This window comes from Nocardia niigatensis NBRC 100131 (assembly GCF_000308655.1).
Lineage (GTDB): Bacteria > Actinomycetota > Actinomycetes > Mycobacteriales > Mycobacteriaceae > Nocardia > Nocardia niigatensis.
Genome location: NZ_BAGC01000035.1, coordinates 1 through 13,381, shown reverse-complemented (window position 1 = coordinate 13,381; position 13,381 = coordinate 1). Strand labels below are relative to the sequence as shown.

General features: G+C 65.4%; 16 protein-coding genes. 10 read left to right on the top strand and 6 right to left on the bottom strand.

The window, feature by feature from the left end:
• Positions 1 to 92 precede the first annotated feature (92 nt).
• The gene (locus ON33_RS09590; protein ID WP_051151845.1) at positions 93 to 515 is read right to left on the bottom strand and encodes a MerR family transcriptional regulator; all 423 of its coding nucleotides are present in this window, start codon (positions 513 to 515) and stop codon (positions 93 to 95) included.
• A 47-nt stretch (positions 516 to 562) separates the two neighbouring features.
• Between ON33_RS09590 and ON33_RS09585 the strand changes: the two genes are divergently transcribed.
• Both ON33_RS09585 and ON33_RS09580 read left to right on the top strand, forming a co-directional pair.
• Positions 563 to 1,519, top strand: a complete 957-nt coding sequence (locus ON33_RS09585) for an MBL fold metallo-hydrolase (protein WP_040857590.1) — start codon at positions 563 to 565, stop codon at positions 1,517 to 1,519.
• 4 nt (positions 1,520 to 1,523) lie between these two features.
• Entirely contained in the window at positions 1,524 to 2,132 is a 609-nt protein-coding gene (locus tag ON33_RS09580; RefSeq protein ID WP_040857589.1) for a GNAT family N-acetyltransferase, read from the top strand.
• A 53-nt stretch (positions 2,133 to 2,185) separates the two neighbouring features.
• On the opposite strand, the gene ON33_RS09575 is transcribed toward ON33_RS09580, so the two are convergent.
• Together ON33_RS09575 and ON33_RS40520 are read right to left on the bottom strand one after the other, a co-directional pair.
• Entirely contained in the window at positions 2,186 to 2,977 is a 792-nt protein-coding gene (locus tag ON33_RS09575; protein WP_040858014.1) for an SAM-dependent methyltransferase, read from the bottom strand.
• A 116-nt stretch (positions 2,978 to 3,093) separates the two neighbouring features.
• Positions 3,094 to 3,411: a hypothetical protein gene (locus ON33_RS40520; RefSeq protein ID WP_085996712.1), complete on the bottom strand. Its 318-nt coding sequence runs from the start codon at positions 3,409 to 3,411 to the stop codon at positions 3,094 to 3,096.
• Positions 3,412 to 3,553: 142 nt separating this feature from the next.
• On the opposite strand from ON33_RS40520, the gene ON33_RS09565 reads away from it, so the two are divergent.
• On the top strand, positions 3,554 to 3,736 hold the full coding sequence (locus ON33_RS09565) for a hypothetical protein (protein ID WP_040857583.1): 183 nt from the start codon (positions 3,554 to 3,556) through the stop codon (positions 3,734 to 3,736).
• Positions 3,737 to 3,949: 213 nt separating this feature from the next.
• Here the strand turns inward: ON33_RS09565 and ON33_RS09560 are convergent, their stop codons facing one another.
• Complete coding sequence (locus ON33_RS09560) at positions 3,950 to 4,864, bottom strand: coiled-coil domain-containing protein (RefSeq protein WP_245550452.1); 915 nt, start codon at positions 4,862 to 4,864, stop codon at positions 3,950 to 3,952.
• Between the two features lie 545 nt (positions 4,865 to 5,409).
• Here ON33_RS09560 and ON33_RS09555 point away from each other — a divergent pair.
• The 5 genes from ON33_RS09555 to ON33_RS09540 all read left to right on the top strand — a co-directional run bounded on the left by ON33_RS09555 (position 5,410) and on the right by ON33_RS09540 (position 10,340).
• Positions 5,410 to 6,222 carry a TnsA-like heteromeric transposase endonuclease subunit gene (locus tag ON33_RS09555; RefSeq protein ID WP_245550451.1) on the top strand — a complete coding sequence of 271 codons (813 nt, stop codon included), beginning with the start codon at positions 5,410 to 5,412 and terminating at the stop codon, positions 6,220 to 6,222.
• Positions 6,219 to 8,312 (top strand): Mu transposase C-terminal domain-containing protein, encoded by a 2,094-nt coding sequence (locus ON33_RS09550; protein WP_040857579.1) that lies wholly within the window; start codon positions 6,219 to 6,221, stop codon positions 8,310 to 8,312. The genes ON33_RS09555 and ON33_RS09550 overlap by 4 nt, the downstream gene beginning before the upstream one ends.
• Positions 8,309 to 8,917, top strand: a complete 609-nt coding sequence (locus ON33_RS43215; RefSeq protein WP_245550450.1) for an AAA family ATPase — start codon at positions 8,309 to 8,311, stop codon at positions 8,915 to 8,917. The genes ON33_RS09550 and ON33_RS43215 overlap by 4 nt, the downstream gene beginning before the upstream one ends.
• Before the next feature lie 182 nt (positions 8,918 to 9,099).
• On the top strand, positions 9,100 to 9,336 hold the full coding sequence (locus tag ON33_RS43210; protein ID WP_245550449.1) for a hypothetical protein: 237 nt from the start codon (positions 9,100 to 9,102) through the stop codon (positions 9,334 to 9,336).
• Positions 9,333 to 10,340 (top strand): TniQ family protein, encoded by a 1,008-nt coding sequence (locus tag ON33_RS09540; RefSeq protein WP_040857577.1) that lies wholly within the window; start codon positions 9,333 to 9,335, stop codon positions 10,338 to 10,340. The genes ON33_RS43210 and ON33_RS09540 overlap by 4 nt, the downstream gene beginning before the upstream one ends.
• 41 nt (positions 10,341 to 10,381) lie before the next feature.
• Here ON33_RS09540 and ON33_RS09535 read toward each other — a convergent pair whose 3' ends face one another.
• A complete protein-coding gene (locus tag ON33_RS09535) occupies positions 10,382 to 11,284 on the bottom strand; it encodes a helix-turn-helix domain-containing protein (RefSeq protein ID WP_083868783.1) in 903 nt (300 codons plus the stop codon).
• A 103-nt stretch (positions 11,285 to 11,387) separates the two neighbouring features.
• On the opposite strand from ON33_RS09535, the gene ON33_RS09530 reads away from it, so the two are divergent.
• Both ON33_RS09530 and ON33_RS09525 read left to right on the top strand, forming a co-directional pair.
• Positions 11,388 to 12,143: an SDR family oxidoreductase gene (locus tag ON33_RS09530; RefSeq protein WP_040857576.1), complete on the top strand. Its 756-nt coding sequence runs from the start codon at positions 11,388 to 11,390 to the stop codon at positions 12,141 to 12,143.
• Between the two features lie 229 nt (positions 12,144 to 12,372).
• Positions 12,373 to 12,738, top strand: a complete 366-nt coding sequence (locus tag ON33_RS09525) for a hypothetical protein (RefSeq protein ID WP_051151840.1) — start codon at positions 12,373 to 12,375, stop codon at positions 12,736 to 12,738.
• A gap of 271 nt (positions 12,739 to 13,009) precedes the next feature.
• Here the strand turns inward: ON33_RS09525 and ON33_RS09520 are convergent.
• The coding region (locus tag ON33_RS09520) for a zinc-binding dehydrogenase (RefSeq protein WP_157184459.1) at positions 13,010 to 13,381 on the bottom strand (372 nt) is incomplete at its 5' end.

Here is a 13,381-nt window from a genome sequence, read left to right as displayed (position 1 = left end):
TACCTCCCGGTTCGGGAACGTCGGCGGGTGCCCTGGCGTCCTCACCCCGTGTATCGATGCACGCCGCGCGTATGTGAGCGCTCTCCCCCAGCCTACGGCCGGTCCGGGAACTCGACGGTCCGCCGCGCGTGCGCTCGCGAGACGAACTCCGAGCACTCGGGGCATTCGCTGATGATCGGATGGGTGCATTCGAGCAGATGCTCGAGGAATCGGTCCGTCGCCTGCAGCAGTTCGATGCGTTCGCGCACCTCGGCGCGACGCTCGGCGATCATGTCCCGCCGGCTGGTGCACTCGCTCATCCCGAGTTGCCGGATCTGGTCCAGCGAGAGCCCGGTTCGCTGCAGTGTCTGGATGATGCGGGCGTAGTCGAGGATGTGCTCGTTGTAGCTGCGATGGCCCGATGGGCTGCGCGGGGGCGCGAGCAGCCCGACCGACTCCCAGTGCCGCAGCACGTGGGACTCCACGCCGAGCACGGCGGCGGCGTCACCGATTCTCATCTCCTGGGTCGTGGCCACAGTTCACCTCTTTACTTCATGTCGACCTTAAGTATTAGCGTTCCAGCATGTCCGATCCAGTACGCAAGACCACTCTCTGGCAATGCTGCACCGCCGCAGTGAGTTCCCTGCACGGCGCCGTCCGCCCGCGGCGCGTCGACGAACGGTTCCTGCGCTCGCTCACCGACGCCGGACTGCCCACCCCCGAACGCACGGTCACCGTCACGGCGCTGCCGCAGTTTCCGCGGTCGGCACCCACCAGCGCGATCGTGGAGGGCGTGTTCACGCCGAGTCGCCTCGCCAGCTCGCTGACGTCTTTCGTCGTCCAGCATCCCGAGGCCACCTTCATCGTCGACCCGAGTTACTGCCTCGACGCCGAACACCGCGCCATCGCGCAACTGCACGGCGTGATCCGCCCGTTCGTCCGGCCGCCCGTGGAGACCATCCCGACCATCACCGCGCTGCAGGGCGAATCCACCTTTCCCGCACTCGATTTCGCGCTCCCGACCCACGCCCACTGGGATCACGTGTGCGGGCTGCTCGATTTCCCGGACCTGCCGGTGCACCTGCACAGCACCGAGCGCGCCTGGGCCATGACAGGTCCGGTGGCGCCCGTCGGCGGCGTGCGGGACGCGCTCGTGGATCGCCCCGTGGTCGAATACGAGCTGGACGGCCCGCCTGTGCTCACCTTCACCCGCAGTCACGACCTGTTCGGCGACGGCAGCGTGGTCCTGGTGGATCTCGCCGGGCACACACCGGGCAGCGTCGGCGTGCTCGCGCACACGGCCCGCGGCTGGATCCTGCTCGCCGGCGATGCCGCCTGGCATGCGCTGCAGATCGAGCGGGTGCGCCAGAAGCCCGGCTTCCCAGGGCTTTTCGTCGACGAGAACCGCGACCTGGCGTTCCGGACCCTGCACCGGCTGCACCTGGTCCAGCGCCTGATCCCGGTCATCCCCACTCATGATCACGACGCGGCACAGCAACTCGCTGCACACCGTGAGGAGGCCACCGAGCCGCTACCGTGAACGCATGGGGATCACCGTACGCCCGGCGCAAATGTCCGATATACCCGAGTTGGCGCGTGTGCTGGGTATCGCGTTCTCCGACGATCCACTCATCGTCTGGTTGATCCGGGACGACGCCACCCGGGCCCGCCGCGCCGCCGGTCTCTTCGCCGCCCAGGCCCGCCACCATTTCGTGCCCATGGGTGGCGTCGAGGTGGCCTGCAATGACGCGAATTCGGTAGTGGGCGCGGCACTCTGGGCTCCGCCCGGCCACTGGCACGTCGACGACAGCGCGATGCTGCCCCAGTTGCCGGGCCTGGCCGGCGCCTTCCGGTACCGTCTGCTCGTCGCGGCCAGGCTCGCCGACCGCATGGCCGTGGCCCATCCCCGCGAACCGCACTGGTATCTCGCCGTTCTCGGCACACTGCCCGGCGTCCGCGGTCAGGGCTACGGCCAGGCGCTGATGCGGTCCCGCCTGGACCGCTGTGACGCCGAGGGCATCCCCGCCTACCTGGAATCCAGCAAGCCTCAGAATGTCCCGTACTACGAGCGCTTCGGCTTCGATGTCACCGGCACCCTCGCCGCCCCCCAGGACGGACCGTCGCTATGGCCCATGTGGCGCGCTCCCCGCTGACAACGATGCGCTGGTGGCGATAAGTACCGCCACCAGCGCATCGTCATTGCGGACTATTTCTTCTGGGCCATCCCGCCCACGACGAGCTCGCCCCAGATGTTCAGTTCCGGCCTGGGCTCCCCGTCCTCCACGGGATCGGGACGCCACTGGGCACAGGGGCGCAGACCGTCCTCGTCGAGGGTCAGTGTGCCGAAGCAGGACTGGATCTCGGCTTCGGTCCGGAATCGTCCGCGGCCGAAGGCTTCCAGGATCTTCCTCGCGGTCGCGAGGGCCTCCCGGGTCACGCCGGTACAGAAATGGGAGATGTAGGTATGGCTGCCCGACGCCGCTCGATCGGTCCAGTACTGGACCACACCGATCGGGTCCTCCTCGTCATTGACGAAACTGAGGGTGATCGCGAACAGGATGCCGACCGGTTCGTCGAAGTTGATGAGGCGCTGCACGTCGGGATGCTTGTCGATGCCGGCAGGATCCCGAATATCGGCCTCCAGCACCGCGATTCCGTCATCGACGGCGAGCAGCGCCCGGCCGTGCGCCACGACGAACGGGTCGTCGTCGACGTAGACCACGCGGGCCTCGGGCTGGACCTGCCGCACCACGTCGTGCACATTGACACCGGCGGGCAGACCGCAGCCCATATCGATGATCTGGCGGATTCCGGCTTCCGCCATGATCCGGGCGGCGCGGAGGACGGCCTCCCGGTTGGTGATGGCCAATTGCTCGGATCCGGGTAGGTCCTCGATGAAGTAGTCACCGAGATCCTTGTCGACACCGTAGTTGTCGCGTCCGCCGAGCACGTAGCTGTATACGCGTGCCACGCTCGGCCGGGACTGCCGCGCTCGCATGGCGTTGATGTTCAAGTGTCACACCCCTCTTTCCCCACCGACGATACCGCTATCCACCAGGAAATCCTGCGCCATCCACGCAAACATGGCCAGTCGTCCGGAAAGACCGATCGTGCCTATTGTGTGGCGTTTGCCGCAGCCGCCGTCGTCGGCGCGGCCACGGTGGTTGTCGTTGTGGGAGCGGTGGTTTGGGGCGGGGTCGTCGTCGTGGTGACCGGTGCGGTGGTTCCCGGATCCGTGGTGGAGGTCGGGGCGGCCGTCGTGGTCGGTGTCGGGATTATGGACGCCGAGACCGGATCGGGGCAATGGCCGAGTATCTCACCGAGACGGTTGATCTCGGCATTGCTGCGTGGGTCACCGGCATAGTTGATCTGGTCGGTGCACTTGACGTAGCCGTCCGGCGCGGGGGCTCCGCCGGGACCCGGGTCGGACACGGGCGGAGTGTCGGGCGACTCGCCCGGGGGCTGCTGCTGTGGCGCACCACCGCCCGGCGGACCGGCCGCGGGACTTCCCCCGGCCGGTCCGCCGCCAACCGGACTCGCCACGGGCGCACCGGAAGTCGTCGAGGGCGCCACCGTGCTCGTCGCACTGACCGACGGCTTCGCCGTCGTCGGGCTCGCGGTCGACTTCCCCGAGTCGCTCGAGCAACCCGCCACCAGCGCGACCACCGGTGTCATCGTCAGCACCGCGATACGCGTGGCCGTCTGCAGGCGCGACCGACCACGCCATTCCGCCAGAGCGGACATTGATTCCTCCTGAGCGCGCAGCCCCAGCCCGACTCATCCGCTGCGCCAGAACACCTTTCGCCCGATCCATGATTGAACCGGCCGCCTGAATCCAGGGGTTTTGAGACCCTTGGATCGACCCTATGGGCTCCAGCAACCGGACACCATCAGGCTCGGTGCCCCCAATTCCGTGGGCCACTTATCGATCGGGTACCTGCGATTTATCGATTGAGCCCGGCGGCAGTGCTCAGGACTTCGCCGCAGGGGCCGGATCACGCTGCGCGAGCAGAGCATCCAGCTGTTTCTCGGCGCGCTCGGCACGGGCGAGGGTCTGGGTGCGGGCATCGTCCAGGGCGGCGAGCCGTTCGGCCGCCTCCTGCCGCGCCTTCTCGACGGCGGCCGCAGTTTCCGCGCGCACCGTCGCGAGGTCGGCGGCGGCCTGCCGACGTACGTCGCCGAGTTCGGTCCGCGACCGATCCAGCTCGGTCCGGGCCGCCTTGAGTTCGTCCCGGGTGTCGGCGACCACCTGATTGCGTTCGACCACAGCGGCTTCGGCGCGCTCGATGGTGCGCTCGGCGTCGGCTGACCGCTGCACAGCGAGGTCGCGTTCCGCGCCGGCGGCGGTGATCCGCTGCGTGGCGTCCCGGCGCACCTGCTCGATTTCGGCGGCGGCCTTCGACCGGGCGAGCTCGATATCTTCGTTGGCCTGTTGGCGCGCCCGTTCGATGTCCTCGGTGGATTCCCGTCGGATGGTGCGGATCTCGGCCTCCGCCTCGGCCCGTGCCGCGAACACATCGTCGGCCGCCTGCTTGGTGACCCGCTCGACTTCCTTCAGCGCGTCGTCCCGCGCGGTGAGTGCTTCCGCGATTCGTCCCTCGGCCTCCTCTGCGGCCAGCGCCGCATCCTCGGCCGCCGATTCGGCTGCCGCCCGGGCCTCTTCGGCCTCGCGCCGTGCTTGCTCGGCGGCCACGGTGGCCATCTCCGCCTCGGCGATCCGTCGTGCCGCGTCCGCCTGCACGGCCTGGACCTGGGCCTCCGCCACCGCGGGATCAGCCAGCGTCGACAATTCCGCGACAGCGGCATTGAGCGTCGTGCCAAGCTGTTCGGCGATCGTCCGGAACTGTCCGAGCAGTTCATCGGCGCGCAACCGAGCCACGGTCACCGGCCCTCGTTGCGTCACAGTGACATTCGCCGGGGATGTTTCCCCCTCGCTCTGCTGCTGCCTCTGCCGCTCTCGCCAGGCCCGCCAACGCGTGTGCTCCGGATGATCACAGTATTCCGACGGACGTCCCGGCCCTCCGCCGCGCGTAATCGGTTGGGTGCAGCCTGGGTAGTTGCAGATGCTCGACACGACGCAAATCGTAGCGTTGGTTTCGTCAAACCCAACGGAAGGACACGAAACGAAACCTGAACAGCTCCAGATCAAACCGAGTCGTCCTGACCTCCGATAAGTGAACGTTATCGGCGGTCAGATTCCCCACTCCCCCTGAGAGACGTTGATTTTAATTCGTTTACGTTTGGTTGGTGCAAACGCTATGAAATCACAACGAAACCCTTCAAAAACTGGGCACGCATGTACGCCCGTACCAATTGTCGGTTCTCAGGTGAGGTGTCGGAGTCTCACGAGACCTGTCGTACGCATGGCGTGTTCTCAGCTGATCTGTCGGAAACGAACCTTTGATCTTGCGAAGTCGCGACGATAGTTCGGTGCTGAGTGCACCGGCGGGCCAATGGGGTCCGGGCCTGGGCATGGACGTCGATGGGTTCGAGGCCGCGTTCGTGTCGAAGTCCGGTGTGGAGCGGCGAATTCGATGGCAGGGTCTGCCGGCGGTGGTGGGCGAGATCGCTGGTCCGGTGCGGTCGTTCCGGTCCCATCGTGGCCAGAGAAATTTTCCCGGTTGGTACTGGTCGGCGACGACGGGCGGGCGCGTCGGGTTCGAGTCGTGGGTCGAGCGAGATCATTTGGTGGCGTTGGACTTCGATCCCGAGGTGGTCGACGTCGTGTCGCAGCCGTTCTGGCTGGTCTGGCGGCAGGACGGCGGCAAGCAGCGTCGGCATGCGCCGGATTTCCTGGTGCATAGGACGGGTGCGCGGTGGTTGGTCCTGGATTCGCGGCCGAGGGAGTTGATCGGGGACCGGGATAGAGCGGCGTTCGCGGTGATGGCGCACGCTTGCGCGATGGTGGGTTGGGGTTATGCCGTGTGGGATCGGCTGGATCCGCTGCTGGCCGCGAATCATCGCTGGTTGGGCGGCTATCGCCATCCGCGCTGTTTCGACGGAGCGGTGGCACGTGAGCTGCTGGAAACGTTCACGCGGCCAAGGCCGTTGATGGACGGAGCCGAGATGGTGGGTGATCCGCTGCGCACATTGCCGGTCCTCTATCACCTGCTCTGGCGGCAGTGGTTGGTGGCGGATCTGTCGGTGGTGTTGTCGCACCGCAGCGTCGTGTGTGTCTCACCGAAGTTGTCGGATCTGTCGGACATGGCGCAGGGGCCCTTGCACAGGGAGGAGCACCAATGATGTTGGAGCGGCCGGGCGTGCTCACCGTCGGTGACCGGGTGGTCTTCGGAGGGTTCGCGCATGCGGTCGTCGCGATCTCGGGGACCAAGATTCGGTTGCTGTCCGACAGCGGTGAGGCGAGCGTGGTCGCTCTGCCGTTCCTGTTGGCGGCAGAGGATTTCGAGCTGGTGGGCTCGGCCCCGCTGCCCAGGATCGAACCGCGGGGACTGCTCGAGTCATTGCCGGAGAAGGCGCTCGCGGAGGCCAGGGAGTGGGAACGTCACGTGATGGAGGTCGAGACCGGGCTGCCGCCCGGCGCGGGCGAAGGCGCAACGCCGCGACCGCAATACGATCCGGCGACGGTGGTGGTCACCGACCGAGAGAAGGCCAAAGCGGTCGAGTTGAAGGTGAGTGCTCGGACCGTTCAGCGCATGCGGCGCCGATATCGTGATCAGGGATTATGGGGTCTGGTCGATTCACGCTACGTCCGGCTGCTGGAACCGACCGGGCAGGTCGATCCACGGGTAGTCGCCGCCGCAACAGCGGTGATCGCAGCACAGACCCATACTTCGACCGGCACCAAATCGCGTGTGATCGAGCAGGTTCGGCGGCTGCTCGATGACGAGCACGGGCCCGGAGCAGTGCGGTTGCCGTCGAAGGCGACGTGCTATCGCCTGCTGGAGGTGCTGGCGGCGGGCCGACATACATTCGGGTCGGCGGTCACCCGCCGACAGACAGCGAACAAGCCCGACCGGGTTTACACCCCGACCACTGCGGCGCGGCCCGGGGAGCTGGTTCATCTGGACACGACACCGCTGGATGTGATGGCGGTGATGGACGACGGGGTGCTCGGCCGCGCCGAGTTGGTGCTGGCCGTCGATATCGCCACTCGCACCATCTGCGCTGGGGTGCTGCGGCCGGTCGGCGCGAAATCCGTTGATGCAGCGTTGATGCTGGCACGCATGATGGTCCCCGAGCCGATGAGGCCGGGCTGGGATCAAGCGTTGGCGATGTCGGCGTCGCGGATCCCCTATCAGCGGCTGGTGTCATTCGACGCCCGGATGGCCTTGGCGGCGGCCAAACCGGTGATCGTTCCGGACACGGTGGTCGTCGACCATGGGAAGGTCTTCATTTCGGAGGTGTTCTCCCGCGCTGCGGACACTCTGGGCATCTCGGTTCAGCCCGCCCACGAGTTGACCGCGACCGACAAGGCGATCGTCGAGCGCACCTTCGGATCGATCAATACCCTGTTCTGTCAGCATGTTTCCGGCTACACCGGCCGCGATGTCACCCGCAGAGGCAAGGACGTCGAAGACCGCGCTGTCTGGCCGCTGGCGGATCTGCAAGAGTTGTTCGATGAATGGGTCCTGGCCGGATGGCAGACCCGTCTCCACGATGGCCTGCGGCATCCGTTCACCCCGAATCAGAACGCCTCCCCCAACGACACCTACGCGGCACTGATCGCTGCCGCCGGCTACGTCCCGGTCACGCTCTCGGGCGAGGACTACATCGAGTTGCTGCCCGCACACTGGCGGGCGATCAGCGATGCAGGCGTTCAGATCGACTATCGCACTTACAACAGCAACGAACTTCGGGTCTGCGCTGGTCAAAGCTCCGGGATCACATCGAAGAGCGGACGTTGGGAAGTGCATTACGACCCTTATGACGTCTCGCGGGTTTGGGTTCGCAACCACCGTGGTCATGGATGGTTGACCGTTCCCTGGACCCATCACGGCATCGTCCGCCAGCCTTTCGCCGACTTCACCTGGCGCGCCGCACGCAAACTCGCCGCGCAGCGCGGTGTCGATGACGCGAACGAAATGGCTGTCGCGGTCATCCTGGCCGCGCTGCTGCGCCGCGCCGAAACAGGCCCCGACACCAGTCGGCCGCTGGCCCGCACCGCCTCCACCCGCGCGATGACCAATCATCTTCCCGCCGAACTGGTCTCCGAGGTCGGCCGCTGGCGCGCCTCGATCCCCGAGCACCCGGCGCTCCCACCAGCAGACACGGCCGAGGACGGCGGTGAGGTGACGGTGATCGAGGCCGATGGCGTCGAGGTCGTTCCCTTCGGTCTGCTCGATCCCTTCGATGAGCGGGAAGGACGCTGGTGACCTCCCTACAGCTGGACGCGCGGCACCCGCTGGCGACCAAGGAAGGATGGTCGCTGTTTGTCGGGCAAGCCAATCCCGAACCACCCCAACTGCTCTCGGACAACGACCTCGAACGCATCGACGATCTCGAGCGGGATCTCTACAACGAAGCCCGCCAGGACTACCACTCCTCACTACTGCTGGTCGCCACACCCGATATCCGCAAGATCATTCACACCGGACAGAAACTGATCGTCAACAACCGTGGCAAGCAACTCGGTCGCCGCGGCCTGCTGATCTCCGGAGCCAGCGGCACCGGCAAGTCCACCTCGATCACCCAGCTGGGCAAGCGATTCCAGCTCGACTTCGAGCGCCGCAACCCGGGCATCCCCGACCGGATCCCGGTCGTCTATATCTTGATCCCGCCCGACGCCGACCCGAAATCGCTGGCTGGTGAGATGGCCGTGTTCCTCGGCCTGCCGGTCGGCCGCTGTGACGGACCACAATCATTGGCACACGCGGTCGCGGCCGTGATGCGCCGGGCCGGAACAAGATTGGTGCTCGTCGACGAGATCCACCGGCTGGATCTGTCCACAAAAGAGGCAAAGGGGCCTCTGATCAGCTGAAATATTTCTTCGACACGGTCTCGGCGACCTTCGTCTACTCCGGACTCGACCTCGAGGAAACCAACCTGTTCTCCGGAGTTCGGGGACGTCAGATCGCCGGCCGGTTCATCCCCGTCAGCACTGCGGCGTTCTCCTACAACACCATCGCGGCGAAAAACGACTGGAAGAAACTGGTCGCGACCATGGAGCAGTCACTGCGACTGCATCGCCACAAGGTCGGCACTCTTCTCGAATGGGCTTCCTACCTGCACGCCCGCACCGGCGGCATGATCGGCAGCCTCGACCAACTCGTTTACGAGGCCGCCAACGACGCCATCAGCGACGGCTCCGAGAAGGTCACCAAGGCCCACCTGGAAGCGGTCATTCTCGACATTGCAGCGGGCAACCAATACGAACCGCGACGGAAACCGCGGCAATGATCCTCGCGCTCTGGCAGCGACCAGCGACGCCACTGCCGTTCTCGGTCCGGCCAGTTCGCGGCGAGACCACCTCGTCCTATCTCTTCCGGCTGGCACGCACCAACGAGCTCGTCGTCCCCACCACATTGCTGCGCGCTCTCGGCGAACCCTCAGTCAGCCTGGATCGATATATGCTGCGAGACCACGAAGAGATCATGCTCAACCGGACCGCCCAGCAACGGCTCGCGTGTTTCGCCGGGATGCCGCTGGAACGACTGCGCAGCAGCCTGCCGTTGCCCGCTCTGGCTGACACACGCGAAAAGCCCTCGCCGCGAACAGCGATCCAGATCATCGGCTCACACATTCGCGACCACTGCGCATCCTGCTGCGCACGAATCCCAGGAAACCCTCCGATCCAGATCTACTTCGCGCACTCGTCGATCATCTGCCGACGGCACCGACGCTGGCTGGGCACTCGATTCGAACGAGTTCAGATCGACCTCTCCGGGTCTCTGGAAATTCTGACCGCATACCGTCGGCGCGACAGACTGTTTCGCGCTGAGGAGAATCAGCATTGGGTCGACACACAGTTCGCTGCCGCGCAGGCGGTCACGACGGCATGGTCGCGCATCACGGACTCGTTCTACCACACGCCCCTGCTCCGACGCTGGGAAGCACGATCGGCTGTTCTCGCTTCCGCGACAAAGGTTCCCGTCCCACCATCGCTGGTCATGATGCCGGAAACCGTGATCATCGCCGAGGCGATCTGCGATCCCGTCTGGCGCCATCAGATCGCCACCGCCGAGCACTACTTCCAACAGAAGAATTTCTACGCTCACATGGTCGAACAGCTCGGATTACGCCGCACCACGGCCTACGCCTTCAGCGCCTACAACGATCCACTGCGGGACTGGGTCGAACGGCATCGCCTTCAGCACCGAAGCACCTACAGCACCACAAAGACCCACAGCGTCACGAAGAGCCGACGGGCCAGACAACGAACAGCTGGCCGGGAATTCAAGTGAATGGGTTCGCGGAAGATCTCACTGTCCTCGAAATATCCGTATCAGCTGGGTGTTTCCGGCGCGAGATTGCCTTTGCGCTGCTCATCGCCGAATCTCGGGAATGCCTCAGAGATGGTTGTCCAGCCTGAATCAACGAGTGTGTTCAGAAGCACCAGCGCCTGGGCACCAGCCGTTCCCGGTTCGGCCCGATAGATGCATAACGTCTGTTGGCCACGGGGGAGGATCAAGATCTCGGGTTCGAGTTCGAACGTTCCGGCCTGGACATGTCGAAAGGCCTTGCGGCGGCTAACAACCGCGCGGACATCGTGTCGCGACCACAGCCGCGCGAAATCGCTCGAAGTCATCGTCAGTTCCCCGATGAGCTGCGTCAGCGCCGGATCACTTGCGCGCTCAACCGACACTCGTCGCAGATGACCCACCATCTCTTCCGCGACAGCGTTCCAGTCGGGATACAGGTCACGAGTTTCGGAAAGCAGGAACATACGCCGGGCCATGTTGCGTTCGACGAACTCGTTCAAACCGAGCAGAGCACCGCCGACCGGAGTCCACGCAAGTGCATCCAGGTGCTGACCCATTACCACCGCGGGCAGGTCCGCAACGCGGCCGAGGATCTCACGCACCCCATCGCGCACGACTTCCGATTCAACCTGACGCCGCCGGAATGCGTTCGACGCACGGCCTACCAGGGAAAGACGCCGCACATGCTCGCGTTCGATCTCGTTGAGTCCCAACGTTGTGGTGATCGCGTCGAGGATCTGTTCCGAGGGCCGGACACGCCCTTGCTCGATACGGGTGTAATAGTCAGGACTCAACCCCGCCAGCAACGCTAGCTCCTCCCTCCGCAGGCCAGGAACACGGCGCACGCCGCCGCTCGGCAAACCGACGTCGCTCGGTCGTATTCCGGCTCGCCTCGCCTGCAGGTAATTCCCCAGTTCAGAAGCCATGCCACCAGCATGCCCGACCGAAACCACTTGTGAGTGGCCCGATTCGACCTAGGCAAATTCAACATCTGGCTGACCAACATCGACCACCTCCAAGCTGCTGAACATGACTACGAACCCCTTGTCCGGCCGGGTCGCCCTGGTGACCGGCGCAGCATCGGGCATCGGCGCTGCCACAGCCCGCCGGCTGGCCGCCGACGGCGCGCGCGTCGCGCTCGTTGCCCGCCGGACCGATCGACTGCGGGCGCTGGCCGACGACATCGGCGACCGAGCTCTAGCCCTCCCAGCCGATCTCACTCAGCTCGACACGATCGACCCGCTGATCGACGAAACCACCGATCGCCTCGGCACGATAGATCTGCTGGTCAACAATGCCGCGATCATGCTGCCCAACCCTGTCACCGACCAGCGGGGCAAGGAATGGCAGCGCATGATCGATCTCAATCTCGCTGCCCTGCTACACATCACCCGCGCCACACTCCCAGGCCTCCTCAGCGCGGCCGTCGACGGCCGCGCAGCCGACGTCGTCAACATCTCTAGCACCGGTGCCGATGCCCCGGTTTCAGCATTCGCCGTCTACGGCGCAACCAAAGCCGCCGTCAGCTACTTCTCCCGCGCGTTGCGAACCGAACTCGCAGCCACCGGCGTCCGAGTCACCGACATAAAGCCCGGAGGCGTCGCCACCGAACTGTTCGACCACGCCACCCACCCCCAACTCCGTGAGCGAATGGTCGCTGCTTCCAACAGCGGAAAGCTCCTCTACGCCAACGATATCGCCGACACGATCAGCTACGTCGTCACCCGCCCCGAACACATCTGTCTGTCCCAGATCACCGTCGTTCCCCGGACCCAACCAGCGTGATATTTCGCACCTACATGACCCTGCTTCCAGGAAACCGCCATTTAGCATGAGACATGCTCACGAGCAGATACTCATCCGCAGTTGGCGGACCGCAGGTCAGACAGTCGCACTCCGCCAACTCGGCTGAGAACTGACACTCGCGGGGGCGACGGGGCAGGCCGAGGCGCGTCCGTGACGAGATAGATTTGCGCGGAACCGCAATCAACCGATTCGGAAGGCGGGATGTGGCGTGTCCGATGAAGCACCGATCAATTGGGACCATCTCAAAACACGGCGGCCCACCGACGCCGACCGGATAGCGCTGCGAGCCGCACTCGTCGAGCGAGCCCTAGCGGTCAAGCAACACGGATGGGACGACTACCGCAACGCATGGACGCCCGGCGAGGTCGCCGGCGTCGCCTACCTCCTGCAGGACACCGCGCTTCTGGAAGAGCTCGAGGAACACGAGGGTTCGGTGCTCACCCGGTTTGCCGGAGACCTGTACGGCTTCCAAGGCGCTCGCAAAGAGATCGAATCCGGTCTGGTCGATACCCAGGCCTGGTTCGCCGCCGCCCGCAAGGAATTGAATGCCCGCATTCCCCGCGCGGACCGATAGAGCGAGTCGGATCTGCGTGTGAGTAGTTGGCGTACAGGAAATGATCTTGGTCGGTTAGCACTCCGTCCTGGGGCCTCGCTGAGGCTCACGGAAAGATCGTCGAGCGGTTGCCGGCGCTGGCTACCACAGGCGCTCAACGACTCCACCGGCGCGACCCGGACTGTTTGCGCAGTGTCGGAACATCATGAAGCGGCTCATCAAGAGCGCGACTCCGATTGCAGTTTCGCCGTTGCCCGGTCGCAGGCGGCGCGGCCGGGCTCGGCGGTGGAGGTCATCCTGGCGTAATGATCAGCTTGCCTCGCTTGGCCGTGCCGTTTTGTTCGAGTTCGGTGAGTGCTGGGATGGCTTGCGAGAGCGGGACGGTGCGGCTGATCGGTACCCGCAGTGTTCCCTGGCCGGCGGCTCGGGCGACCTCTTCGAGGTCTTTGGTGACCGGTCGGGCAATCATGGCGTGGAACGGCCCGGGCAGGACACTTCTGGCGAGGTTCGCCGGGGTGGGGAGGATGCTGATGATGCGGCCGCCCGGCTCGAGTATCGTCCGCGCGACTTTGACCGGGAGCGTGCCGGCGGTGATGAGGACGAGGTCGAACCGCCTTGTGAGCGAGGTTGCTGCGTTCGGTTCCCAGGACAGCCCGCTGCTGAC